General features: G+C 71.4%; 22 protein-coding genes. 10 read left to right on the forward strand and 12 right to left on the reverse strand.

From position 1 onward, the window contains the following. Positions 1–133: 133 nt before the first annotated feature. Positions 134–1,591: a sensor histidine kinase gene (locus tag ACT53Q_RS06665; RefSeq protein WP_476185884.1), complete on the forward strand. Its 1,458-nt coding sequence runs from the start codon at positions 134–136 to the stop codon at positions 1,589–1,591. Beyond that, positions 1,588–2,304: a response regulator gene (locus tag ACT53Q_RS06670; protein ID WP_476185885.1), complete on the forward strand. Its 717-nt coding sequence runs from the start codon at positions 1,588–1,590 to the stop codon at positions 2,302–2,304. Before ACT53Q_RS06665 ends, ACT53Q_RS06670 begins: the two co-directional genes overlap by 4 nt. A gap of 24 nt (positions 2,305–2,328) precedes the next feature. On the opposite strand, the gene ACT53Q_RS06675 is transcribed toward ACT53Q_RS06670, so the two are convergent. From ACT53Q_RS06675 to ACT53Q_RS06725, 11 genes are all read right to left on the reverse strand, one after another. Continuing rightward, positions 2,329–3,072 carry a proteasome-type protease gene (locus tag ACT53Q_RS06675; protein ID WP_476185886.1) on the reverse strand — a complete coding sequence of 248 codons (744 nt, stop codon included), beginning with the start codon at positions 3,070–3,072 and terminating at the stop codon, positions 2,329–2,331. Positions 3,073–3,157: 85 nt separating this feature from the next. Next, a complete protein-coding gene (locus ACT53Q_RS06680) occupies positions 3,158–4,138 on the reverse strand; it encodes an alpha-E domain-containing protein (RefSeq protein WP_476185887.1) in 981 nt (326 codons plus the stop codon). After that, positions 4,138–5,565 carry a circularly permuted type 2 ATP-grasp protein gene (locus ACT53Q_RS06685; protein ID WP_476185888.1) on the reverse strand — a complete coding sequence of 476 codons (1,428 nt, stop codon included), beginning with the start codon at positions 5,563–5,565 and terminating at the stop codon, positions 4,138–4,140. Before ACT53Q_RS06685 ends, ACT53Q_RS06680 begins: the two co-directional genes overlap by 1 nt. A 148-nt stretch (positions 5,566–5,713) precedes the next feature. Beyond that, the gene (locus tag ACT53Q_RS06690; protein WP_476185889.1) at positions 5,714–7,858 is read right to left on the reverse strand and encodes a peptidase domain-containing ABC transporter; all 2,145 of its coding nucleotides are present in this window, start codon (positions 7,856–7,858) and stop codon (positions 5,714–5,716) included. A gap of 66 nt (positions 7,859–7,924) precedes the next feature. Continuing rightward, entirely contained in the window at positions 7,925–8,110 is a 186-nt protein-coding gene (locus ACT53Q_RS06695) for a hypothetical protein (protein ID WP_476185890.1), read from the reverse strand. Positions 8,111–8,182: 72 nt separating this feature from the next. Beyond that, positions 8,183–8,350 carry a hypothetical protein gene (locus tag ACT53Q_RS06700; protein ID WP_476185891.1) on the reverse strand — a complete coding sequence of 56 codons (168 nt, stop codon included), beginning with the start codon at positions 8,348–8,350 and terminating at the stop codon, positions 8,183–8,185. 110 nt (positions 8,351–8,460) lie between these two features. Beyond that, on the reverse strand, positions 8,461–8,751 hold the full coding sequence (locus ACT53Q_RS06705; protein ID WP_476185892.1) for a hypothetical protein: 291 nt from the start codon (positions 8,749–8,751) through the stop codon (positions 8,461–8,463). 77 nt (positions 8,752–8,828) lie between these two features. Further along, complete coding sequence (locus ACT53Q_RS06710) at positions 8,829–9,155, reverse strand: hypothetical protein (protein WP_476185893.1); 327 nt, start codon at positions 9,153–9,155, stop codon at positions 8,829–8,831. A gap of 43 nt (positions 9,156–9,198) precedes the next feature. Then, positions 9,199–9,504: a hypothetical protein gene (locus ACT53Q_RS06715; protein WP_476185894.1), complete on the reverse strand. Its 306-nt coding sequence runs from the start codon at positions 9,502–9,504 to the stop codon at positions 9,199–9,201. Positions 9,505–9,638: 134 nt separating this feature from the next. After that, on the reverse strand, positions 9,639–10,790 hold the full coding sequence (locus ACT53Q_RS06720; RefSeq protein ID WP_476185895.1) for an MvdC/MvdD family ATP grasp protein: 1,152 nt from the start codon (positions 10,788–10,790) through the stop codon (positions 9,639–9,641). Positions 10,791–10,801: 11 nt separating this feature from the next. Continuing rightward, entirely contained in the window at positions 10,802–11,425 is a 624-nt protein-coding gene (locus ACT53Q_RS06725) for a hypothetical protein (protein ID WP_476185896.1), read from the reverse strand. 262 nt (positions 11,426–11,687) lie between these two features. Between ACT53Q_RS06725 and ACT53Q_RS06730 the strand changes: the two genes are divergently transcribed. The 6 genes from ACT53Q_RS06730 to ACT53Q_RS06755 all read left to right on the forward strand — a co-directional run bounded on the left by ACT53Q_RS06730 (position 11,688) and on the right by ACT53Q_RS06755 (position 17,847). Then, a complete protein-coding gene (locus ACT53Q_RS06730; RefSeq protein WP_476185897.1) occupies positions 11,688–12,290 on the forward strand; it encodes an ECF-type sigma factor in 603 nt (200 codons plus the stop codon). A gap of 142 nt (positions 12,291–12,432) precedes the next feature. Beyond that, complete coding sequence (locus ACT53Q_RS06735; RefSeq protein ID WP_476185898.1) at positions 12,433–15,306, forward strand: protein kinase domain-containing protein; 2,874 nt, start codon at positions 12,433–12,435, stop codon at positions 15,304–15,306. 63 nt (positions 15,307–15,369) lie between these two features. Continuing rightward, on the forward strand, positions 15,370–16,185 hold the full coding sequence (locus ACT53Q_RS06740) for an NRDE family protein (RefSeq protein ID WP_476185899.1): 816 nt from the start codon (positions 15,370–15,372) through the stop codon (positions 16,183–16,185). 102 nt (positions 16,186–16,287) lie between these two features. Then, on the forward strand, positions 16,288–16,953 hold the full coding sequence (locus ACT53Q_RS06745; protein ID WP_476185900.1) for a YceI family protein: 666 nt from the start codon (positions 16,288–16,290) through the stop codon (positions 16,951–16,953). A 7-nt stretch (positions 16,954–16,960) separates the two neighbouring features. Then, positions 16,961–17,467 carry a hypothetical protein gene (locus tag ACT53Q_RS06750; RefSeq protein WP_476185901.1) on the forward strand — a complete coding sequence of 169 codons (507 nt, stop codon included), beginning with the start codon at positions 16,961–16,963 and terminating at the stop codon, positions 17,465–17,467. A gap of 5 nt (positions 17,468–17,472) precedes the next feature. Then, positions 17,473–17,847, forward strand: a complete 375-nt coding sequence (locus ACT53Q_RS06755; protein ID WP_476185902.1) for a hypothetical protein — start codon at positions 17,473–17,475, stop codon at positions 17,845–17,847. A 99-nt stretch (positions 17,848–17,946) separates the two neighbouring features. Here ACT53Q_RS06755 and metK read toward each other — a convergent pair whose 3' ends face one another. Then, positions 17,947–19,176 (reverse strand): methionine adenosyltransferase, encoded by a 1,230-nt coding sequence (gene metK, locus ACT53Q_RS06760; RefSeq protein WP_476185903.1) that lies wholly within the window; start codon positions 19,174–19,176, stop codon positions 17,947–17,949. Between the two features lie 250 nt (positions 19,177–19,426). On the opposite strand from metK, the gene olsF reads away from it, so the two are divergent. Then, positions 19,427–21,127 (forward strand): bifunctional ornithine lipid synthase OlsF, encoded by a 1,701-nt coding sequence (gene olsF / locus ACT53Q_RS06765; RefSeq protein ID WP_476185904.1) that lies wholly within the window; start codon positions 19,427–19,429, stop codon positions 21,125–21,127. A gap of 223 nt (positions 21,128–21,350) precedes the next feature. Then, a complete protein-coding gene (locus tag ACT53Q_RS06770) occupies positions 21,351–23,258 on the forward strand; it encodes a TonB-dependent receptor plug domain-containing protein (protein WP_476185905.1) in 1,908 nt (635 codons plus the stop codon). Positions 23,259–23,335: the final 77 nt, after the last annotated feature.

Consider the following 23,335-nt stretch of genomic DNA (forward strand, 5'->3'; position numbering starts at 1 on the left):
CGGGCGATCCCGGGTCCGGCGTAAATTCCGCGTAAATTCCGCGCGAGTCCCGCACGAATCCCGGCCCGGTCCGCGCCGCGCACGGGATCGGTCCGCAGGCGGCGGCGTCCTTCGGCACAATGGCGGCCTGCGCATGACCGAACCCGCCCGCCACCTCGAATACCGGCAACGCTTCGACCTGCTGGCCGGCTGGCTGCTGGCGGTCGTGGCGTCCGCCTGCGCGGTCGGGGTCGCCTCGCTCGCGGAGCGCTGGCTGGGCCTGCGCGACCTGTCGCTGGTGTTCATGCTGGCGGTAGTGCTGGTCGCGGCGCGCACGCGCCTGGGCCCGGCGCTGGCGACCGCGGGGCTGTGCTTCCTCGCCTACAACTTCTTCTTCATCGCGCCGCGCTACACGTTCTACATCGACGCGCGCCACGGCATCGCCACCGTGCTGCTGTTCCTCGCCGCGGCGCTGCTGGCCGGCAGCCTGGCCTCGCGGCTGGCGATGCAGGTCGACGCGATGGCGCGCGCGCGCCGTCACGCCGAGGCGCGCGAGGAACTGGTGCGCCGCCTGTCCGCCGCCGAGGACGAAGCGGCGGTGACGGCGATCGCCGTCGACGTGTTCCGCGGCAGTCTGGACGCGGACACCTGGCTGCGGCTGGAGGACGGTGCGGCACCCCGCGCCGATCGCGGCGTCGATGCGCAGGGCTGGTGGTTCCTGCCGCTGGGCGAGGGCGCGGATCGCGTCGGCATGCTCGGCCTCAAATTCCCCGCCTACATCGATCGGCTCGAAGACGCGCCGCGCCGGCTGGCGCGGGCGATGGCCGACGACGTCGCCGGCGCGCTGCGCCGCGTGCGTCTGCAGCGCGCGCTCGACGCCACCCGCCTCGCGCACGAGCGCGAACGCCTGCGCGCGGCGCTGCTGTCGTCGGTGTCGCACGACCTGCGTTCGCCGCTGGCGGCGATCCTCGGCGCCGCGGGTGCGCTGGAGACCTACGGCGCGCAGCTCGATGCCGGCGAGCGCAGCGCGCTGCTCGAAACCGTGCGCGAGGAAGGCGAACGCCTCGACCGCTACATCCAGAACCTGCTCGACATGACCCGCATCGGCCACGGCGCGCTGTCGCCGGAGCGCGAATGGATCGGCGTCGACGAACTGGTCGGCGCGGCCACCGTGCGCCTGCGCCGCTATCGCCCGGGCGCGACGTTCGCGGTCGACCTGGCGCGCGCGCCGGCGCTCATCCGCGTGAATCCCGCCCTGTTCGAGCAGGCGCTTTGCAACCTGCTGGACAACGCGGTGAAGTTCTCGCCGCGCGGCGCATCCGTGCGCGTCGTCGCCGGCACCGGCGATGACGGCGGTGCCTGGCTCGACGTGATCGACGCCGGCCCCGGCATCCCCGACGCCGAGCGCGAGCGCGTGTTCGATCCGTTCCACACCGCCGAACGCGGCGACCGCGGCCGCGACGGCACCGGGTTGGGGCTGGCGATCGCGCGCGGCATCGTCGAGGCGCACGGCGGCTGCCTTGTCGCGTTGCCCGGCGACGGCGGTGCCGGCACGCGCATGCACCTGACCCTGCCACCCGAGACCCCGCCCGAAGAGGAGGCCGACGCATGAGCCCGACGACCCCGCCGAGCACCGCGGTCGCGCCTGCCCGCGTGCTGGTGATCGACGACGAACCTCAGATCCGCCGCTTCCTCGACATCGGCCTGCGCGCGCAGGGCTACGCCGTGCGCTTGGCGGAAACCGCGGACGAAGGGCTGCAGGCGCTGGCGCTGGAGGGCGCCGACCTCGTCGTGCTCGACATGGGCCTGCCCGATCGCGACGGCCTGGACGCGCTGCGCGAACTGCGCACGTGGTCGGAGGTGCCGGTGATCGTGCTGACCGTGCGCGACCACGAACGCGACAAGGTCACCGCGCTGGACGCCGGCGCCCACGACTACGTGACCAAGCCGTTCGGCGTGCAGGAATTCATGGCCCGCGTGCGCGCCTGCCTGCGCGGGCGCGGCGGCGCGGCGGCCGCGGCGGTGTACGACGACGGTCGCCTGCGCGTGGACCCGGCGCAGCGGCTGGTGACGCTGGACGGCGCGCCGGTCGCGCTGACCCGCAAGGAATACGCGCTGCTGCTGGCACTGATGCGCCACCCAGGCAGCCTCGTCACCCAGCCGCAGCTGCTGCGCGAACTGTGGGGCCCGACGCACCAGGAGGACACGCACTACCTGCGCATCCTCGTCGGCAAACTGCGGCAGAAGCTCGGCGACGACGCCACCGCCCCGCGCTGGATCGCCACCGAACCGGGCGTGGGCCTGCGGTTCCTCGGGGGCGGTTGAGCGTGTGTTCCGATGCGGCGCGGCTCAGCGCGCCACGTCGTCCAGCCACGCCGGGCCGGGCAGGTCGCGGACGCCCTGGCGCAGGGTTTCGTTCCACTGCCGGCTGATGGTGCGCAGGTAGGGGTCGTTCTCGTCCAGGCGCTGGCGCAGGTCGGCGCTGAAGCTGTCGCGGCGGTACAGCAGCAGGTCCAGCGGCGGGCCGACCGAGAGGTTCGAGCGCATGGTCGAGTCGAATGACACCAGCACGCACTTGCAGGCTTCGGTCATCGAGGTCTGCGGGGTGATGACGCGGTCGAGGATGGGCTTGCCGAACTTGCTCTCGCCGGTCTGGAAGTACGGCATCTCCGGCGAACTTTCGATGAAGTTGCCCTCGGAATAGACGAGGAACAGCCGGGGCGCCTCGCCGCGCACCTGGCCGCCGACGATGAAGCTGCCGGTGGGGTCGACGCCGCTGTCGCGCAGGTAGGCCTGGTCGCGCTGGCGGATCTCGCGCAGCGCATCGCCGATCAGGCGCGCGACGTCGAACATCGAGGTTGCCGTGGCCAGGCTGTCGGGGCCGCCGCCGCGGCCGCGCTGCTCGATCAGGTTCAGCGCGTTCTGGGTGAGCGAGAGGTTGCCGGCAGAGAGCGTGACGACCACGTACTCGCCCGGCGAGGCGAACACCCGCATCTTGCCGGTGCGGCGCACGTCGTCGAGGCCGGCGTTGGTGCGCGAATCCGACGCCAGCACGAGGCCCTGGTCGAGATTCAGTCCGATGCAGTAGGTCATGGAAACGGTCGGTGGCGCACGCGGCAGCGACGGACATTCTGCGCCCTCCGCCGCCGCCGGGGGAAGCGCGGCGACGCCGGGCGCATCAGGCCGCGATGCGCGGCGGCGCGATGTCGGCCGCGCTCATGAACTGGCGGTGGATCGTGTCGGCCAGTCGCACCAGCCGTGCCATCGCGTTCTGCAGCCACGGTTCCAGCCCCTCGGCGAGGATCTCGTCGATGCGCGCGTAGCGCACGTGCGCCGACAGCGCGCCGGCCTGACGCACCACCTCCAGCGAGGGATCGCCGGCGAGGCCGCGCAGCACCTCGTGCAGCGTGTGCGCGCAGGTCTGCAGCGAGCGCGGGTTGGCCTCGTGCAGCAGCATCAGCTCGGCGACGCCGGCCGGGTCCACGGTCTTGCGGTGCAGGCGGCGGTAGGTCTCGAACGCCGACAGCGACTGCAGCAGCGCGCTCCACTGGAAGTAGTCCGCGGCGTCGCGCGCGCTGCCGTCCTCGCGCGGGCCGGCGTCGCTGCCGACCACGTCGAGCAGGCGGATCGCCCAGTCGGCGCGCTCGATGAACACGCCCAACTGCATGAACTGGTAGCTCTCACCGCGGCCCAGCGTGCCGATGGTGACGCCGCGGAACGAGGCCGAGCGGCTCTTCACGCGTTCGAGCAGGCTGTTGAGGCCATCACGGCCGATGCGCTCGCGGTCGAGGCCGCGCATCTCCAGCCATGAGGCGTTGAGGTCCTCGTACATCTCGGCGGTGATCGCCACGCGCTGCGCCCGTGCGGCCTCGCGCGCGGCGCGCAGGCAGCCGTAGATCGACGACGGATTCTCCGGCGACAGCAGCAGGTGGTCGATCACGCTGTCGGCGTCGATCGTGCCGTAGCGCTGCAGGCAGGCGTCGGCCGCGCCGAGCGCGTCCAGCGCGCGCCGCCACGGCGCCGCCTGCGCCTTGCCGCGGTCGAGGCGCTCGGGAAGCATGGCGATGCGTGCGGTCACGTCCAGCAGGCGCGCGGTGTTCTCCGCGCGTTCCATGTGGCGCGACACCCAGTACAGATCGTCGGCGGTGCGGCAGAGCATCAGGCCTCCAGAACCCAGGTGTCCTTGGTCCCGCCGCCCTGCGACGAGTTCACCACCAGCGAGCCCTCTCGCAGCGCGACGCGGGTCAGCCCGCCGGGCATCGCGACGATGCGCTTGCCCGACAGTACGTAGGGGCGCAAGTCGATGTGGCGCGGCGCGAGGCCGCTCTCGACGAAGGTGGGGCAGGTCGACAGCGACAGCGTCGGCTGTGCGATGTAGTTCGACGGGTGGGCGAGGATGCGCTGGCGGAAGTCCTCGATCTCCGCCTTCGTCGACGCCGGGCCCACGAGCATGCCGTAGCCGCCGGCGCCGTGAACTTCCTTCACCACCAGTTCCGGCAGGTGGTCCAGCACGTAGCGCAGGTCGTCCTCGCGTCGCAGCTGCCATGTCGGCACGTTGAGCAGGATGGGCTCTTCGCAGAGGTAGAAGCGGATCATGTCCGGCACGTACGGATACACCGACTTGTCGTCGGCGACGCCGGTGCCGGGCGCGTTCGCCAGCGTCACCCGGCCGGCGCGGTAGGCCCCGAACACGCCGGGGATGCCCAGCACCGATTCCGGGCGGAACACGGTGGGGTCGAGATAGTCGTCGTTGATGCGACGGTAGATCACGTGCACGCGCTGCGGGCCGCGGGTGGTGCGCGCGTACACGGTGTCGTCGCGCACGAACAGGTCCGCGCCTTCCACCAGCTCCACGCCCATCTGCTGGGCGAGGAAGGCGTGTTCGAAGTACGCCGAGTTCGCCGAGCCGGGCGTCAGCACCGCGACCACCGGATCGTCGATGCCCTCCGGCGCCGCCGCGCGCAGCGTGTCGAGGAGTGCGTCGGGATAGTGCTCGACCGGCGCGATCTGTTGGCGCGCGAACAGCTCGGGGATCAGCCGCGCCATCATCCGCCGGTTTTCCAGCATGTACGACACGCCCGACGGCACCCGCAGGTTGTCTTCCAGCACGTAGTACAGGCCGTCGCCGGCGCGCACCAGGTCGATGCCGGAGATGTGCGAGTAGATGCCGCCCGGCACGCGCAGGCCGCGCATTTCCTTGCGGAATTCGTGGTTGTCGAGGACCAGGTCGACGGGAATGAGACCTTCGCGCAGGATGCGCTGCTCGCCGTAGACGTCGCCGAGGAACAGGTTGAGCGCGTGCACGCGCTGGCGCAGGCCGGCTTCCAGCATCCGCCATTCCGCCGCCGGTACGATCCGCGGGACCATGTCGAACGGGATCAGGCGCTCGTCGCCCGAGGCTTCGCCGTAGACCGAGAAGGTGATGCCGACGCGATGGAACGCGAGTTCCGCCTCGCTGCGCTTGTGTCGCAGCACCGGTTCGGGCGTGCCCTGCAACCAGTCGTCGAAGGCGCGGTAATGCGCGCGGGCGACGCCGTCGGCGTCGTGCATCTCGTCGTAGCGCGACGTGCCCCACGTCGCGGCCATCGACTGGCTCTGCCTCGCATCCCCCGTCATCCGGTGCCCGGCTCCCTGAACGGATCGTTGACGGATTCAATAGCACGGGCCGGGCGGCTTGCCTAGATGCTGCGACGCAACAACGCCGGCGCCGGGCGGCTGCGGCGCCGGGCCGGCCTCAGAGGACCGACACCCGGGCGCGCAGGGGCGCCGCGGGCGCGGGCACCTCGGGCGGCGTCGCCGGCAGGCGCGCGACGTGCTCGATCCGGCCGGCGGCCATGGTCAGCACGCGGTCGGCGCTGGCGATGGTTTCCGGCCGGTGCGCGATCACGATCCGGGTGATGCGCAACGCCCTGACCGCCGCGTTGACCGCGCGTTCGGACTCGACGTCGAGATGGCTGGTCGCTTCGTCCAGGAACAGCAGGTTGGGGCGCTTGTAGAGCGCGCGGGCGAGGATGACCCGCTGCTTCTGCCCGCCCGACAGCGCCGTGCCCATGTCGCCGATCAGCGTCTGGTAGGCCATCGGCATGCGCGCGATGTCGTCGTGCACGGCGGCCATGCGCGCGGCCTCCTCGATCCGCGCGTCGTCGCGCGCCTCGTCGCCGAAGGCGATGTTGTCGGCGATCGAACCGGCGAACAGCTGGTCGTCCTGCATCACCGCGGCCACGATGCGGCGGTAGTCGCGCAGGCGCACGCCGGCGATGTCGCGGCCGTCGACGAGGATGTGGCCGGCTTCGGGCGTCAGCAGGCCCAGCATGAGTTTCATCAGCGTGGTCTTGCCGCAGCCGGACGGGCCGACGAGCGCGACGGTCTCGCCCGGCGCCACGCGGAAGCTGCAGTCGTCGATCACCCAGTCGCCCTGCGCATCGAAGCGGTAGCGCAGGTTCTTCACTTCGATCGCCAGCGGCAGGTCCTCCGGCAGCGGCGCGGCGTCGGCGGGCGCATCGGGCTCGGGTTCGGTCAGCACGATGTCGGCCAGGCGCTCGGCCTGCACGCGCAGGGTGCGGAACGAGATCCAGGTGTCGATCAGCCGGCTCACGCCGCCGGTGAACATGTCCTTGTACGACAGGTAGGCGACGAGCATGCCCGCGCTCATGTCGCCGCGCATCACCAGCGAGGCGGCCAGCGCCACCACCGCCACGCGCTCGATGCCGAAGATCATCTGGTTGCCGAAGCCCACGCGCAGCGAGAAGCGCTGGGTTTCGAGGCCGAGGTTGGTGGTCTCGGCCATCAGCGTGTCGAACGTGGCGCGGCGCATCGACTCGGCGTTGTTGAGCTTCAGCGCCTGCACGCCGCGGATGCTTTCCAGCAGGTGCGAACTCTGTCGCGCGCCGACGGCGAGCTGCTGCTCCGACAGGCGCCGCAGGGTGGGGAACGTGATCCAGCGCAGCGCGAGGTACAGGCCGATCGCGGCGACGCTGATCGCCAGCAGCGTCCAGCTGTAGGACGCCATCACCGCGATCGCGACCGCCACCATCATGCCGTCGAGCAGCGCCTCGATGAACTGCGAGCTGATGGTGTTCTGGATCGCGTGCACCGCGTCCATGCGCGAGACCACATCGCCGAGGTGGCGCTTCTGGAAGTAGTCCATCGGCAGCCGCAGCAGGTGCGCGAGGATGCCGCCGAACCACTGCAGGCTGACCCGCGCCGAGAGATACGCGAGGTTCCAGCTGCGCAGCGCGCCGACCGCGGCGGTGACCAGCATCGACAGCACGATGCCGCCGCTGATCAGCCACAGCAGGTCGCGGTCGCCGGTGACCAGCACGTCGTCGAGGATCCATTGCAGGTAGAACGGCGAGAGCAGGCCGAACAGCTGCAGGATCAGCGACAGGACGAGGATCTGCGCGGCCGAGCGCCCGAGGCCCGACACCTGGCCGGCGAGGTGGCGGATGGAGATGTCCGCGCCCAGGCCGCGGCGGACGAAGGTCGTCGTCGGCCACAGTTCCAGCGCGACGCCGGTGAAGTGCGGCGAGAGGTCATGCAGCTTCATGCGGCGCACGCCGCAGGCGGGATCGTGGATCACGACGTCGCGCTTGCCGGTCTTCGCCAGCACCACGAAGTGGTCCATGTTCCAGTGCAGGATGCAGGGCGTCTGCAACTCCGGCACGTCCTCCAGTTCGATCCGCATCGCCCGGCACTGCAGGCCTCGGTCGTGCGCGGTCTGCACCAGGTCGGCGAGCGTGGTGCCGCGCAGCGAGGACGGGAATTCGCGCTGCAGTGCCAGCCCGTCCATGGCGTAGCCGTGGTAGTCGAGCACCATCGCCAGGCAGGCGTTCCCGCATTGGGCGGATTCGGTCTGGAGAATGCTGCGGACGCGGCGCATGCGGGAATTCCGGTGGAAGGGAGACAGGGGAAACGCCGTGCGCCCGAAGGCGCACGGCGCAGTCGGTCAGCGCGAGCCGGCCGGGTTGATGATCGGATCGAGCAGCACGTTGGTCGAGTCGACCTGATACGCGCCGGTGTCGGTGGAACGCGCGGTGTCGCCGGCGCTGGCGAGGGTCCAGGCGCCGGAGACGTCGTGCAGTTCCTCCACGGCGAGCACGCGGCCGAGGATGCGGTTCGAGGGGGTATCCATGGTGAAGCTCCTTTCGAGTGAGTGGGGCACGCAAAGCGCGCCCCGGGTTGCACGCGGCGCGTGCAATGCGGATCAGGGGCCCACGTAGTCGAGCACCGGTTTGGTATCGAGCCACGGCTTGGTGGCCGAGGTCGGCGGACGGAGGGCGCCTTCCGTTCCGGCGCCGCGTGCGCCGGTCACGAGGGCGAGGTCTTCGACGGCGAGCTGGCGGCCGAGGATGCGGGTGTTCGGCTGATGCATGTGCGTGCACTCCTTGTGCGGTGGGGGTGGGTGGTGTCGCGAGCGGCGGCGCGACCGGGTCGCGCCGCCGTGGTGCATGGATCGTGTGAAACGGTGGATCGCGTGCCGGTTCAGATGCTGATGACGGCGTCGAAGACCGGCTTGGTATCGAGCATCGGTGCGGTGTCCGCGCTGGTGCCGCTGTCGGACGTGGTCCCGCTGTCCGCGGTGGTGCCGCTGTCGGCCGTCGTGCCGCTGTCCGCGGTCGTGCCGCTGTCGGAAGTGGTGCCGCTGTCGGCGGTCACGGTGGTTTCGAGGCAGGACGTGTCGTTGTCCGGCAGCGTGCAGCGGGCGCCGGAGACGCTGTCCAGTTCTTCCACGGCCAGGATGCGGCCGAGGATGCGGGTGTCGTGCTTGCTCATGGAACGTACTCCCGTGAAAGAAACGAAGGGTGGAAAGGTGGAGGTCGATGTCGTCGTCGGCGTGCGCCGCGACGACGTCAGACCATGTCGATCAGCGGACCGACCTTGGTATCGACCGCAGTGCCGCTGTCGGTGCGCACGCTGGTGTCCGACGTGGTGCCGCTGTCGGCCGACGCCCCGCTGTCGGCGGTGGTGCCGCTGTCGGACGTGGTGCCACTGTCCGCGGTGGTGCCGCTGTCGGCCAGCGTGCCGCTTTCCGAGGTGGTGCCGCTGTCGCTCGCCGTGGTGGTGTCGGAACCGACGAGAACCATCGTGGCGCCCTTCGGCGTGACAGCGCCGGAGACGGTGTTCATTTCCTCGACCGCGAGGACGCGGCCGAGGATGCGTGTCGTGTTGTCGCTCATGTGGAAGTCCTTCGAGAGTGGACCGGAGGGATGCGACGGCCGGTCAGGGCGCGTCGCGGGCAAACAGCGGGTTGGGGCTGGTGTCGGTCGCCGTGCCGCTGTCGGCGGTGGTGCCGCTGTCCGCCGTGGTCCCGCTGTCGGCGGTGGTGCCACTGTCCGCCGTGGTGCCGCTGTCGGCGGTGGTGCCGCTGTCCGAGAGGGTGCCGCTGTCGGCGGTGGTGCCGGTATCCGAGACGATGGCGGGCAGCAGGATGCTGTCGTTCTCCGGGAGCGTCCTCGCTCCGGAGACGACGTTCATTTCCTCGATCGCGAGGACGCGGCCGAGGACGCGTGGATCTTGCTCTTTCATGACGTGGTGTCCTTGTCGATGTGTCGGGTCGAATTCGTGGCGGGCGCCTGTCGCCAGGCGTCCGGACAGCGCGGACGGCGCCGTCCGCGATGACGCCGGCTCGTCGACCCGGGCGTCCGGCAATCCGTGTCGGGTCAGGTGGCGTTCGCGGTCTCGGCCGGTGCGGGTTCGGATTCGGCGGGCGCCGGTGCGCGGCGTGCCCGGTCTTCCGCGCAGATGCGGTCGGGATCGGCGGCCTCGCGCAGCGTTTCCAGCGCCATCGGCTGCACCGGTTTGCGGTAGACGAAATCAGGATCGCCGCTCTCGATGAACGCGCACAGCGCATCGAACACCGGCAGCTCTGGGCACCACTGCTCGACGAAGATGAACTGGCCGGCCTCGTTGACTTCGAGGTAGATCCACTCGTCCTCGGGCGTGACGATGAAGTCGAATGCACCGGCGACCAGGCCGAGGCTGCGCAGCTGGCGCACGCATGCGGCGTGCACGGCGTCGGGCAGGACCACGCTGCCGTCGGTCATGTCGCCGTTCTGGTGCAGGCGCCAGTCCATCTCGCCGTACTCGATCCGCGAGGGATCGATCTTCAGCGCGAAGCAGCTGGTGCCGAAGAACTGCGCGCGGACCTCGTACTGTTTCTTCACCTTCGCCTGGAAGATGCCCGGCGCGGCGCGCAGCAGCGGATCCGGCGGCAGGTCCTCGTGGCGGACGCGCGCGGTGTAGGTGGCGAGTACCTTGTCGTCCTCTTCCCAGCACGCGCCGACCAGCGGCTTGTGGATCGCGTCCGGATGCGCGTCGAGGAAGCGGCGGATCGCCTCCGGGCGATTGCTCACCAGCGTCTCCGGGATGCGCAGGCCGTTGCGCAGCGCGAGCTGCAATTGCTTCGGCTTGTGGTCGGCGTTGCGCGCGGCGTCGTGCGGGTTGATCCAGAACGCTTCGCGCAGCAGGCTGCGCAGCGCGGCATCGCCGAAGCGGATCTGCTGCGCGACGTACTCGCGATCGCGCTTGTCGACGTTCGCCGGGACCACCGGCCCGATCATCCGCCGGTTCCACACCACGTCGAAGTCCGACAGCGCATGGCTGCCGTCGAGCGTGTGCAGGTGCAGCGACTCGCCGTCGCGGCCGTAGCGGAATTCGATGTCGGCCAGCGCCGGGAAATCCGAGCCGAAGTAGCGCACCACGGTGTGGCCGCGCTGGCGCAGGGCCTCGGCGGCGATGATCGCGTGCCAGTCGTCGGGCATCGTGTGGATCAGGACGGTCTTGCGCGGGGCGGGCGTGGGTGACGTGGACATGGCGAGGCTCCTCAGGGTCCGTTCGAGGCGGAGGCGGTGGAAGAAGCGGTGGAAGAGGCGGGGGCGTCGGGGCGTTCGGCAGCGCGCCCGCGCAGTCCCGCGAGCGGTTCGAACAGCCAGGCGTAGAGCGGGCGCCTGTCGACGACGACATCGGCGTCGACGCCGAGGCCGGGCAGCAGCGCGCGGGTGCGGCCGCGGTCGTCGCGGACGCGGGTGTCGGTCAGTGCGACGGTGGCGACGAAGACCGTGGGCGCGTGCGGATCGAGCGTGCCGCCCGGCGATGCGGCCTGCGCCGCGATGCGGACGACCCGGCCGCGGTAACGACCGTAGTGCTGGTGCGGGAAGGCGCGATAGCGCAGCCACACGTCATTGCCGGTGGCGATCGAGCCCAGCAGCGGTTCGGGCACCACCAGTTCCACCCGCGGCGTGCCGCCGGCGATGGCCACGCGGCCTTCGAGCCGCGCCTTGCGCGCGTACTCGCCCACGCACAGATAGGCCACCAGCGCCGCGACCAGCGCGATCGCGGCCCAGGTCGCGATCCAGTGCGACACCGGCTGGCGCAGCAGCAGCGGTCCCAGCCAGCGGTTGTGCCGCGAGGCCAGCACTTCCCGGCGATACAGCGGCGACCCGGTCATCGCCGCGCTCCCGCCGATGGACGGTGCGGACGGACGCGACGACGCCCGACCTCCGCGCCGGAGACGTGCGCGTGGCGATGGCTGCTGCGGTCCTGCACTGTCGACATGCGTTCCCTGCCTGTCCTTCCGTGACGGGATTCCGTTCCGTGCGGCGATCCAGGCCCGCGAATCGCGTCCGCGAGCCGTGCGCCGCCCGGGCGGCTGTGCTTTACTTGGGTCGCTATTCGCGGCCGGGACCCATTTCCGGACATGGAGCAACGCCATGGCCCTGCAGACCGCCGGCCAGGAGCCGGAGCCAACGGAGTCGATCACCCGGCTCCTGACCGAAGCGCAGTCGGGCAACGACATCGCCTGGGATCGCGTCTACGCGTTGCTCTACGCGGAGCTGCACCGCATCGCCCACGTCCAGATCCGCCAGCGCGCCCACGGCCGCATCTCGGCCACGTCGCTGGTCAGCGAAAGCTGGCTGCGCCTCAACGGCGCCCGCTTCAGCGTGGAGAACCGCCGCCACTTCACCGCGCTGGTGGCGCGCGCGATGCGCTTCGTGCTGATGGACGAAGTGCGCCGCGACATGGCCGAGAAGCGCGGCGACGGCCAGCGCGCGGTCCCGCTGGACGAAGAAGCCGATGCCGGCCACGACGCGGCGCTGTCCGAGATGATCGCGCTGGACGCGGCGCTGGATCGCCTGGCGCGGCTGGACCCGCGCCTCGCGCAACTGGTGGAGATGCGCTACTTCGGCGGCCTCGACGAAGCCGAGATCGCCGAAGCGCTGGGCGTGACCGATCGCACCCTCCGCCGCGATTGGCGGCGCGCGCGCGCGTTCCTGCTCACGCAGCTCGACGACACGGCGGCGCTGCGCGAATGAGCGGCGCCCGGGGACGGGCGCGCAGGCTCCGGGGTCATCGCGCGATGTCCGCTTTCGGCGCGATCCCGAGAATAGCGACGGTGCCGCAGGTTCCGGCGAGCGGCGCCGGAGACGTTCCGCGGCGGACGCCGGAGACCGGGAGATGACCCAGGACGATGCCATCGCCGCCCGCGCGATGAGCCTGTTCGATCGCTATGCGGACCTGTCCGATGCCGAGCGCACGCCGGCGCTGGCCGCGCTGGAAGTCACCGACCCCGACGTCTGCGCGGTGCTGTCGGCGATGCTGGAGGCCGACGCCAGTCCGCATGCCTTCGTCTCGCCGCTCGGCTGGATCGCGTCGCGCGGCGCCGACGACGCCGCGTCGCGCACCGACGGTGCCGCGATCTGGCGCAGCGGCGTGCGCCTGGGCCCGTGGCGCATCGACGGCGTGCTGGGCATCGGCGGCATGGGCGTGGTCTACGCCGGGCAGCGCGCCGATGGCTGGTACGAACGCGAGGTCGCGATCAAGACCATCCGCCCGGAGCTGGTCTCGCCCGGCGTGATGCAGGCGTTCGATCGCGAGCGCAGCCATCTGGCGCGGCTGGAACATCCCGCGATCGTCGCGCTGCTGGACGCCGGCCTCGCCGAGGACGGGCAGCCCTGGCTGGCGATGCAGCGCGTGCGCGGCGAACCGGTCGACGCCTGGTGCGACGCGCGCGATGCCGACCTGCGCACCCGCGTGGCGCTGATGATCGAAGCCTGCGATGCGGTGCGCCACGCGCATGCGCACGGCGTGCTGCACCAGGACATCAAGCCGTCCAACCTGCTGGTGGCCGACGACGGCCGCGTGCGCCTGCTCGATTTCGGGCTGTCGGCGCTGCTCGCGCCGCCGGAGGGTCGCACCGGTCCGCGCGTCGGGGTCAGCATGGCCTATGCCGCGCCGGAAGTGCTGCGCGGCGCGGCGCCGAGCATCGCGATCGACGTGCATGCGCTCGGCGTGATGCTGTACCGGCTGCTGTGCGACGACTGGCCGCGGCATCCGTCGCCGACCACGGCCTGGCTGCCGGCGGCTCTGCCGGCGATCCTGCCGGCACCGCGCGCGCCGAGCGTGCTGGCGCGCGCGGGCACCGACGCCGTCGCGCGGCGGCGCGGGCTGCGCGACGCGGCGGCGCTGGCGCATGCGTTGCGCGGTGATCTCGACGCCATCGCCCTGCGCTGCGTGCACGACGACCCGGCGCAGCGCTACGTCGACGTCGGTGCGCTGCAGGCCGACCTGCAGGCGTGGCTGAAGCAGCGGCCGGTGGCGGCGCGCGGCAACGGCTGGGGCTACCGTGCCGGTCGCTTCGTGCGCCGCAATGCGCTGGCGACGGGCCTGCTCGCCGCCTGCGGACTGGCGGTCGGCATCGTCGGCCTCGCGCAGGTGCACCAGCAACAGCGTGCGGCCGAGGAAGCGCGCGATGCCGAAGCGCTCGGGCATCTGTTCGAACACACGCTCGGCGTGGCCGTGCTGTCGTCGCTGGGCAACGCGCCGCTGGCGTCGCGCACGCTGCAGGCCGACGTCGAACGCAGCCTGCGCGCCGAAGCCGGCACGACCCGTCCGCACCTGCTGGCGCGCGGCCTGACCACGCTCGCCCGCGCCAGCATGACCGCCGGCGACTACGCGAAGGCGGACCACCTCGCCGGCGAGGCCAAGGCGCTCGCGATCGACGACGACCTGCAGGCGGCGCGCACCGACGCGGTGCTCGCGCAGCTGGCGAACCTGCGCGCGCGCTTCGCCGACGCCGAACGCCTGGTGCACGAGGGGCTCGACGATCTGCCTGCGGCGGACGGGCCGGCGGCGAAGGGGCCCGCGGCGCTGGTGCGGCTGGACCTGCGCATGCAGCTGGCGGTGGCGCGCTGGGGGCGCGGCGACACGAAGCAGGCGTTCGCGATCCTCGACGAGGCGGTGGCGACCGCCTCGCGCATGGGGCCCGAGGGCGCGCCCGCGCTCGCCGAACTGCTCGCGCAGCGCGGCTACGGCCACATGCAACTGTTCCAGCTGGACAAGGCCTCCGACGACCTGCGTCGCGGGCTGACGGTGCTGGGCGATCGCAACCCGGCGGTCGCCAACACCCTGCGCCTGTACCTGGCCGACACGCTCGGGCTGTCCGGGAACCGGGACGGCGCGGCCCGCGTCGCGGCGCAGGCGCTGGAGGACAGTCTGCGCATCTTCGGCCCCGATCACCCGGAAACCGGTCGCGCCTGGCTGGGCTACGGCGCCACGCAGTTCTACGTGGATTCCGCCGTAGCGAAGCAGGCCATCGCCCGGTCGATCGAGATCATCAGCGTGCAGGTCGGACCCGACCACCCCGATCTCGCGAAGGCGCTGGTGTACCGGGGCGCCGCCGCCTTCGAGGCCGGGGACATGGCGCGCGCGCTCGGCGATGCGCGTCGTGCCCTGGCGCTGCTGGAGCGCGCCTACGGTCCCCAGCACGAGGCCACGCTCAAGCGCCGCACCGATCTCGCCTTGACGCTGGTCGCGCGCGCCGAGCAGGAACGGGACGCGTCGCGGCGGGAGGCGTTCTATCGCGAGGCCGCGGCCCTGATGGACGACGCCCTGACCATCGGCGTGCGCCAGGGATTGCCGATGGGCTACGCCCGCGACGAATACGCCAGCGTGCTGCTGCACTTCGACCGTGTCGACGACGCCGACCTGCAGCTTCGCCTCGGGATCTCGGAGAACATGGCGGTGTTCGGCCCCGGGAACGACTACGTGATGGCCGACTTCCTGGGGCTGCTGACGATCTTCACCCGCCAGGGCCACTTCGATGCCTGCGATGCGCTGGGCCACTGGCTGCTGGGCAAGGACGAGGCGGGCAAGGAATCGCCCTACACCCGTTTCAGGATCCTGGCCGCCCTGTTCGAGAACGAGGTTGCGCGTGGCGATCCTGCGCGGATGCGCGCGGCGTATCGCAAGGTGGAGCGTTACGCGCTGGCACACGATCTGGTGGATTCGCTCAAAGCCCTCGACGTGCCCGAAACGCTGCGTCGCGGCTGAAGCGGCGCATGCCTGCGGCGGGGCTCGGCTATGCTGCCGGCCCGCCTTCCGGACGTCGTGTCCATGTGCCTGATCGCACTGCTGTGGCAGGCGCATCCGCGCTACCGCCTGGTCCTCGCCGCCAACCGCGATGAATTCCACGACCGGCCGACGCTGCCGCTGGCGCCGTGGGCCGACGCGCCGGACGTGCTGGGCGGCCGCGACGCACTGCACGGCGGCGGCTGGCTGGCGTTGCGCGGCCACCGACTGGTCGCGGTGACCAACGTGCGCCGTCCGCCGGAACGCGAAGGCCGCAGCCGCGGCGAACTGGTCGCCGACCTCGTGCGTGCGGATGCGCCCGCGACGCAGGCGCTGGATGCGCTCGCGCCCGATGCACCGGGCTTCCGTCCGTTCAACCTGCTGGTGCACGACGGCGACACGCTGGCCTTCGCGACCAACCTGCCCGGCGTGCCCGCGGACGGCGAGGACGGTCGCGCGTTCGCCACGCGCCTGCTCACGCCCGGCCTGCACGGCATGTCCAACGGCGCGCTGGATGCGCCGTGGCCGAAGACCGAAGCGCTGGCGGCGCGGCTCGACGCCTGGCGCGGGTCGCCGGCCGGGCAGGGCGATGCGCCCGACCTCGCGCCGCTGTTCGACGCGCTGGCCGATCCGGCCATCGCCGCGGACACGGCGCTGCCGGACACCGGCGTCGGCCTCGATCTGGAACGCTTCCTGTCGTCCGCGTTCATCCGCAGCGAACGCTACGGCACCCGCGCCAGCACCGTGGTGCTGGTCGCCGACGACCACACCCGCATCGTCGAGCGGCGATTCGGGCCGGAGGGCGTCTTCCTCGGCGAGACCGACCTGCGCGTGCCGGTCGCCGCCGCGGCGCGGACCTGACGGATCGTGCAGGATCGCGGCGCGCCCGATCGCGGCATCATGTCGATTCCGGCCCCGCCCGTTCGTCGTCTTCGGCAAGCCCACCCCCGAAAGGAGTCCGCCATGCGCCTGTCCATGCTTTCGCTTCCGCTCGCCCTGTCCGCGCTGCTCGCCGGCACCGCCCAGGCCGCCCCCGCGACCTATGTCGTCGACCCCGGCCACACCTATCCCAGTTTCGAGGCCGACCACATGGGCGGCCTGTCGGTCTGGCGCGGCAAGTTCAACAAGAGCGAGGGCCGCATCGTCCTCGACAAGGTCACCGGTACCGGCAGCGTCGACATCCTGATCGACACCGCCAGCATCGACTTCGGCCACGACGTGCTGAACGAGCACATGCAGGGCCCGCAGTACTTCGACACCGCGAAATTCCCGCAGGCGCACTACGTCGGCACGCTCGCAGGCTTCAGCGGCGGCAAGCCGACCCGCGTCGACGGCCAGCTCACCCTGAAGGGCATCACCAAGCCGGTGACGCTGACCATCGGCAGCTTCAAGTGCATGCCGCACCCGATGCTCAAGCGCGAGGTCTGCGGCGCCGACGCCACCGCCACGTTCCTGCGCGACCAGTTCGGCATCGACGCCGGCAAGGACTGGGGCTTCGACATGAAGGTGCTGCTGCGCATCACCGTGGAAGCGGTGGCCGAAGACACCGCCGCCGCGCCGGCTTCGGCGCCGCAGGAACAAGCCAAGCCGGCCGACGCGGGGAAGACGGAAGCGTCGACGCAGACCTGAGGGCCGGATGCACGTCGCCACGCGCAGACGCCTGCGGGTTGCCATCGCCGCGATGCTGTTCGCGGCGATGGCCTGTGCGGCATCGGCCTCCGATGATTGCCGTGTGCAGGTACGCAAGCGGACCCTCATCGGCCCGAAACCGCTGGTCACGCGGCTGCATGCGATGGCCGTGCGCGGCAGTCCGTCCTTCGAGCGGTACGCGTTCAACCACGAAGAATTCCGCTATCTCGGCCAGGTCCGTCTGGCGTCCGGCAAGCGCTGGCATGTCGTCTTCGTCTCGACGGTTTCGGGGATCAGCTGCCGGGGTACCCAGCGACTTTTCGTGTTTCGCCGGGACATGACCTACCTCGGCAGCTACAGCCATGTGGACGGCTACCAACCGAAGGTCGTGCGGGACGCCATCGTCTACGACGATGTCGATCCCGAATATGGCAACCGCATCCGCTTCGGTGAACGCGGGCCGCCGAAGGAAATCCTGATCGATGGCGAACCCCACGGGTTCTACCGCGAGTGAAGCCGATGCCGGCGATCCACGCCATCGAACTCCACGACTCGACCCTTGCCGCGATGCGCCGCGAAGGCGACGCGCTGGTCCTCGAATTGCGTCCCGCGTATGTGCATCGCGACGGCGCGGGATGGTCGCAGGATGCGGACCTCCGTCTGGCCGGGGCCATCGATGCGGCGGTGCCGATCGAGCTGCCGCTCGCGATCTGGGACGGCGCGCTCGACACGTCGGATGGATCGTTCGACGGCCTCCTGCCGGTGCCGCTGGCGATCTCCGGTCCGGTTCGTTTCGCGTGCGAACTGGTCTCGGGCGTACGCATCGACATCGCCGCAGGGGCTCTTCGCATCGAACTGCTCGGCGAAGCACGCTTCATCGAAACGCTGGCATGACGGCCGCTCCCGCGCGGCCCGCAGACATTCTTGCGTGAAACGACGAAGGGCGCCTCGCGGCGCCCTTCGTTTCATTGCATCCGCGATGTCGCGAAGCGCTTACTTCAGCTTCGCGGCCTTGCGCAGTTCGTCGGCCTTGTCGGTCTTCTCCCACGAGAAGGCGGTGGCGGTCTGCGACTTGCCGGCGGCGTCGGTGTAGGTCACTTCCTTCGGCTTGCGGCCGAAGTGGCCGTAGGCAGCGGTGGCCTGGTACACCGGGTGGATCAGGTCGAGCATCTTCACGATGCCGTACGGGCGCAGGTCGAAGTGGGCGCGGATCAGCTTCTCGATCTGCGCGTCCTCGATCTTGCCGGTGCCGAAGGTGGTGACCGAGATGGAGGTCGGTTCGGCCACGCCGATGGCGTAGCTGACCTGCACTTCGCACTTGTCGGCCAGGCCGGCGGCGACGATGTTCTTGGCGACGTAGCGCGCGGCGTAGGCGGCCGAGCGGTCGACCTTCGACGGATCCTTGCCCGAGAACGCGCCGCCGCCGTGGCGGGCCATGCCGCCGTAGCTGTCGACGATGATCTTGCGGCCGGTCAGGCCGCAGTCGCCCACCGGGCCGCCGATCACGAAGATGCCGGTCGGGTTGATGTGCACCTTGTTCTTCGGCAGCGCGTCGAACCACTTCTTCGGCAGCACCGGCTTGAGGATCAGCTCGCGCACGCCTTCGACCAGGTCCTTGTGCTTGATGCCCGGATCATGCTGCGTGGACAGCACCACGGCGTCGAGGCCGAGGATCGCGCCGTCGTTGCCGTAGCGCAGGGTGACCTGCGACTTGGCGTCCGGGCGCAGCCACTTCAGCTTGCCGTTCTTGCGGACCTTGGCCTGCTGCTCGACCAGACGGTGCGAGTAGTAGATCGGGGCCGGCATGAATTCCGGCGCCTCGTTGCAGGCGTAGCCGAACATCAGGCCCTGGTCGCCCGCGCCCTGTTCTTCCGGCTTCTTCGCCTTCTTGTCGGTGCCGTCGACGCCCGCGGCGATGTCAGGCGACTGCTTGCCCAGCATGTTGATGATGGCGCAGGTGTGGCCGTCGAAGCCGACGTCGGAGTTGTTGTAGCCGATGTCGTTGATGACCTTGCGGGCGAGCGATTCGATGTCCACCCACGCGGTGGTGGTGACTTCGCCGGCGACGATGGCCGCGCCGGTCTTCACCATGGTCTCGCACGCGACGCGCGCGCGCTTGTCCTGCGCGAGGATCGCGTCCAGCACGGCGTCGGAGATCTGGTCCGCGATCTTGTCCGGATGGCCTTCGGACACCGATTCGGAGGTGAAGAGATAGCTGGACATCGACGGGGCTTCCTTTTTGGGTTGTCGGATGATTCATCCCTCGATCGGGATGAAAAGATGGGCGCGCATGATACACCCCCCGGCCAACCGCTGCATGACTGCCCCGGCCGGGCGGCGGCACGGGGCGGGCGGGGGCGGTGACGGGGGCGGCCGGACCCGGGCGGCTGTCATGCCGCCGCCGCGCCGGCGCCACGGGACTGTCGCGAAACCGACGCAGGCTGGCGGCCATCCCGGCCGACCGGACCTGCCCATGCAAGCGCTCGAACGCCACCTCCAGGCCCGCCATCCCCGCTGGTTCGCCGGCCGCCGCGCCGGCGTCGCCCGGTCCGTCCTCCGCGGCCTCGGCCGCTGGTCGCGGCTGGACGAGATCGAGGCCTTCCTCGCCCGGGAGGGCCACCGGCGCGACTTCGACTTCCTGCCGGCGGCGCTGGACTTCCTCGGCCTGCGCTACCGGGTGGCGGACCGCGACCTGGCCGCGATCCCCGCGGTCGGCCGGCTGCTGATCGTCGCCAACCATCCGTCCGGCGCGCTGGATGCGCTGGCGCTGCTGCACGCGGTCGGCCGGGTGCGCCGCGACGTGCGGATCGTCGCCAACGACCTGCTGTCGCTGCTGACGCCGATGGCCGGGCTGTTCCTGCCGGTGAAGGTGTTCGGCGGCCAGGCCGGCGCCGACAGCCTGCGCGCGATCGAGGCGGCACTGGAACGCGAGGAGTGCGTGATCGTCTTCCCCGCCGGCGAGGTCTCGCGACTGGGGCTGGCCGGCGTGCGCGACGGCCGCTGGCGCGCCGGCTTCGTCCGCTTCGCCCGCCGTACCGGGGCGCCGGTGCTGCCGGTGCGGATCGTCGCCCGCAACTCGGCGCTGTTCTACGGTGCGTCGGCGCTGTACCGGCCCGCGGGCACGGCGCTGCTGGCGCGCGAGATGTTCGCCCGCCGCGCGCGTCCGATCGCGCTGCATGTCGGGCGGACGATGCGGCTGGACCCGGAAGCGTCGCCGGCCGACAGCCTGCGCGACGTCCGCCGCGCGCTGTACGCGCTCGGCCGCGACCGCCGGCCCGCGCCCGGCCCGGCGCCGCTGGCCGAGCCGGTCGACCCGGCCACGCTGCTGATGGCCATCGCCGGCACCGAGCTGCTGGGCCGCACCGGCGACGGCAAGGAGATCCGGCTGGCGCGCGTGACCGCCGACGCGCCGCTGCTGGCGGAGATCGGCCGCCTGCGCGAGCGCACGTTCCGCGAGGTGGGCGAGGGCACCGGCCGCAGCCGCGACGTCGACGCCTACGATCCCGACTACGAACACATCCTGGTGTGGGACGCGGCGGCGACGAAGATCGCCGGCGCCTACCGCGTCGCCCGCGGCGCGCCGCTGCTGGCCCGCCGCGGCCTCGCCGGGCTCTACACCGCGTCGCTGTTCCACTACGCCGACGAGGCGCTGCCGCGGATCGCGCAGGGACTGGAGCTGGGCCGCAGCTTCGTGGTGCCCGAATACTGGGGCAGCCGCAGCCTCGACTACCTGTGGCAGGGCATCGGCGCCTACCTGCGCCGGCATCCGCAGGTGCGCTGGCTGTTCGGCGCGGTGTCGATCAGCGCCGCGCTGCCGCGCGAGGCGCGCGAACAGCTGGTCGCGTACTACTCGCGCTACTACGGCGATGGCGGCGGCGCCGCGGCGTCGCTGCGGCCGTTCCGCTACGTCGCGACGCCGCCGGACTTCGGCGATCTCGACGCCGACACCGCATACGGCGTGCTGCGCGCGAATCTCGCCGCGCACGGCGCCAGCGTGCCGGTGCTGTACAAGCAGTACACCGAACTGTGCGAACCCGGCGGCGCGCGCTTCCTCGCGTTCGGTGTCGATCCCGATTTCAGCGACAGCATCGATGGTCTGATCGAAGTCGATCTTGCGCGCATATCGCCGAAGAAACGCCAGCGCTACCTGCAGGCGCGCGACGCCGTGACCTGACGCGCGGCCGTACGCGCCGCCGCGATGGTCGCCGCACGACATGCTGCGGCGCGTCACCTTTCCGGTGCTGTGAACGCGAATGGTTTGCGGTACAGTGCGGCCACGGCGTGGATGCCGGGGATTCACGGAACAGGGGCCATCGATGCATCGGCGTCACAGGGAGGTGGCGGTTCCGCCGTCGCGGAGCCGTCTTCGTTCGACCGCAGGCGCGCATGCGCCCTGCATGCGCACGGTGGCGCTCGCCGCCGGCGTCGCGATCACGCTGTCGCTCGCGACCGCGCAGGCCGCGTTCGCCGCGGACACACCGCAGGCTTCCCGCGAAGACGACCCGCAGACCCTCGATCGCATCGTCGTCAGCGCCTCCGCGCTGCCCACCACCGCGGCCGCCGCCAGCCAGCACGTGACCGTGCTCGGCCGCGCCGACCTCGACGCCATGGCCGGCATGAGCGCCGGCGCCATCCTCGCCACGCAGGCGGGCCTCGTCATCGACCGCAGCGCGCGCAGCGGCGGCTTCGGCTCGCTGTACCTGCGCGGCGCCGATCCCAGCCACGTCGTCGTGCTGATCGACGGCGTGCGCCAGAACGATCCGCTGTCCTCGCGCGGCAGCGCGGTCGACCTCAACACCCTCACCGCCGGCGACATCGAGCGCATCGAGATCGTGCGCGGCAACGCGTCGGTGCTGAACGCCGAAGCGATGTCCGGCGTGATCCACATCCTCACCCGCCGCGGCGGCAATGGCGCCTCGGCCGGGCTCGACGCCGGTGGCGACGGCCTCGCCGGCGTGCGCGCGTCGCTGCGTGCGGGCGACTGGCGCGTGGGCGCGACCGCGCGCGAGGACGGCGACCGCGACACCGGCGACAACAGAACCCGCGCCGCCAACGGCGGCTGGGCGCATGGCTTCGGCGATCGCGTCGACCTGCGCGTCGATGCGCGCTATGCCGACAGCCGCAACCGCGGCTTCCCCGACGACAGCGGCGGCGAACGTTACGCCGACCTGCGCACGCTGGAGACGCGCGAGGCCGAGAGCCGGCAGGGGTCGATCGACGTTTCCGTGCACGACGTCGGTGGCGGCACGCTGCGGCTGCAGGCCGACGCGTTGTCGCGCAGCACCGACGAGCGTTCGCCGGGCGTGTCGCCGGGCCTGCGCGATCCCGCCGGCCTGCCGGCGATCGACGCGATCGGTGAATACCGCCGCCAGGACGCACAACTGCTGTGGTTGTCGCGCGACGACGCGGCGCTGCGTTTCACCGTCGGCGCGCAGCACCAGCGCGAGCACGGCACGCTCGACAGCCTGATCCACTTCGGTCCGTTCTTCGCGCTGCCGGCGAACTTCGAGCTGCGCCGGCGCACGACCAGCCTGCTCGCCGAGGCGCACTGGCAGGCGAACGGCTGGACCGTGCAGGGTGGCGTGCGTCGCGAAGACCCGGACCGCGGTGACGCCAGCACGCTGCCGATGCTGTCGGTGCAGCGCGCGCTGGGCGCCGGTCACGGCCAGTGGGGCGCATCGGTCGGCCGCAGCACGAAGCAGCCGAGTTTCTACGCGCTCGGCCATCCGCTGGTCGGCAATCCCGGCCTGAAGCCGGAACGCGCACTGCAGCGCGAGCTGTACTACGCGACCGACGCGGACGCCGCATGGCCGCTGCGCCTGACATTGTTCAGCGCGCGCTATCGCGATCTCGTCGATTTCGATGCCGGCCCGCCGCCGCAACTGGTCAACCGCGCGCGGGTCGCGGCCGACGGCCTCGAATGGTCGCTGTCGCACCGCTTCGCCAACGACTGGCGCCTGCGCCTCGACGGCAGTCGCCAGCGCGTGCGCGCCGACGACGGCGTCACCCTGCGCCATCGCCCGCAACTGCAATGGAACGCCGGGCTCGACGTGCCGCTGCCGCGCGCGTTCGCGCTGTCGCTGCAGGCGAACCACCTCGGGCGGCGCTTCGATTCGGCGATCCCCACCGGCGACCGCTGGCTGCCGGCGGTGACGACGCTCGATGCCGCGCTGCGCCGCACGTTCGGCGCGGTCACGGTGCTGGCGGGCGTCGACAACGTGTTCGACACGGATCGCGAGGAAAGCATCGGCACGCCGTGGCCCGGACGACGGCTGCGGCTGTCGTTGACCTGGTCGTCGCACTGAGGCGACCGGGTCACGGAAAGCGGAGTGCGCGGCGGGACGGCTTCATCGGAAGAAGGGGGACGACGATGGCGCAGGTC

Source organism: Lysobacter sp. DMC97 (assembly GCF_056313745.1).

Coding starts and splice junctions, on each gene's coding strand:
- ACT53Q_RS06745 (WP_476185900.1), top strand. CDS start 16,288: ATGCGCCTGTCCATGCTTTCGCTTCCGCTCGCCCTGTCCGCGCTGCTC.
- ACT53Q_RS06755 (WP_476185902.1), top strand. CDS start 17,473: ATGCCGGCGATCCACGCCATCGAACTCCACGACTCGACCCTTGCCGCG.
- ACT53Q_RS06675 (WP_476185886.1), bottom strand. CDS start 3,072: ATGACCTACTGCATCGGACTGAATCTCGACCAGGGCCTCGTGCTGGCG.
- ACT53Q_RS06700 (WP_476185891.1), bottom strand. CDS start 8,350: ATGCATCAGCCGAACACCCGCATCCTCGGCCGCCAGCTCGCCGTCGAA.
- ACT53Q_RS06670 (WP_476185885.1), top strand. CDS start 1,588: ATGAGCCCGACGACCCCGCCGAGCACCGCGGTCGCGCCTGCCCGCGTG.
- ACT53Q_RS06680 (WP_476185887.1), bottom strand. CDS start 4,138: ATGCTCTGCCGCACCGCCGACGATCTGTACTGGGTGTCGCGCCACATG.
- ACT53Q_RS06750 (WP_476185901.1), top strand. CDS start 16,961: ATGCACGTCGCCACGCGCAGACGCCTGCGGGTTGCCATCGCCGCGATG.
- olsF (WP_476185904.1), top strand. CDS start 19,427: ATGCAAGCGCTCGAACGCCACCTCCAGGCCCGCCATCCCCGCTGGTTC.
- ACT53Q_RS06720 (WP_476185895.1), bottom strand. CDS start 10,790: ATGTCCACGTCACCCACGCCCGCCCCGCGCAAGACCGTCCTGATCCAC.
- ACT53Q_RS06740 (WP_476185899.1), top strand. CDS start 15,370: ATGTGCCTGATCGCACTGCTGTGGCAGGCGCATCCGCGCTACCGCCTG.
- ACT53Q_RS06690 (WP_476185889.1), bottom strand. CDS start 7,858: ATGCGCCGCGTCCGCAGCATTCTCCAGACCGAATCCGCCCAATGCGGG.
- ACT53Q_RS06730 (WP_476185897.1), top strand. CDS start 11,688: ATGGCCCTGCAGACCGCCGGCCAGGAGCCGGAGCCAACGGAGTCGATC.
- ACT53Q_RS06695 (WP_476185890.1), bottom strand. CDS start 8,110: ATGGATACCCCCTCGAACCGCATCCTCGGCCGCGTGCTCGCCGTGGAG.
- ACT53Q_RS06685 (WP_476185888.1), bottom strand. CDS start 5,565: ATGGCCGCGACGTGGGGCACGTCGCGCTACGACGAGATGCACGACGCC.
- ACT53Q_RS06705 (WP_476185892.1), bottom strand. CDS start 8,751: ATGAGCAAGCACGACACCCGCATCCTCGGCCGCATCCTGGCCGTGGAA.
- ACT53Q_RS06665 (WP_476185884.1), top strand. CDS start 134: ATGACCGAACCCGCCCGCCACCTCGAATACCGGCAACGCTTCGACCTG.
- ACT53Q_RS06735 (WP_476185898.1), top strand. CDS start 12,433: ATGACCCAGGACGATGCCATCGCCGCCCGCGCGATGAGCCTGTTCGAT.
- ACT53Q_RS06715 (WP_476185894.1), bottom strand. CDS start 9,504: ATGAAAGAGCAAGATCCACGCGTCCTCGGCCGCGTCCTCGCGATCGAG.
- metK (WP_476185903.1), bottom strand. CDS start 19,176: ATGTCCAGCTATCTCTTCACCTCCGAATCGGTGTCCGAAGGCCATCCG.
- ACT53Q_RS06710 (WP_476185893.1), bottom strand. CDS start 9,155: ATGAGCGACAACACGACACGCATCCTCGGCCGCGTCCTCGCGGTCGAG.
- ACT53Q_RS06725 (WP_476185896.1), bottom strand. CDS start 11,425: ATGACCGGGTCGCCGCTGTATCGCCGGGAAGTGCTGGCCTCGCGGCAC.
- ACT53Q_RS06770 (WP_476185905.1), top strand. CDS start 21,351: ATGCGCACGGTGGCGCTCGCCGCCGGCGTCGCGATCACGCTGTCGCTC.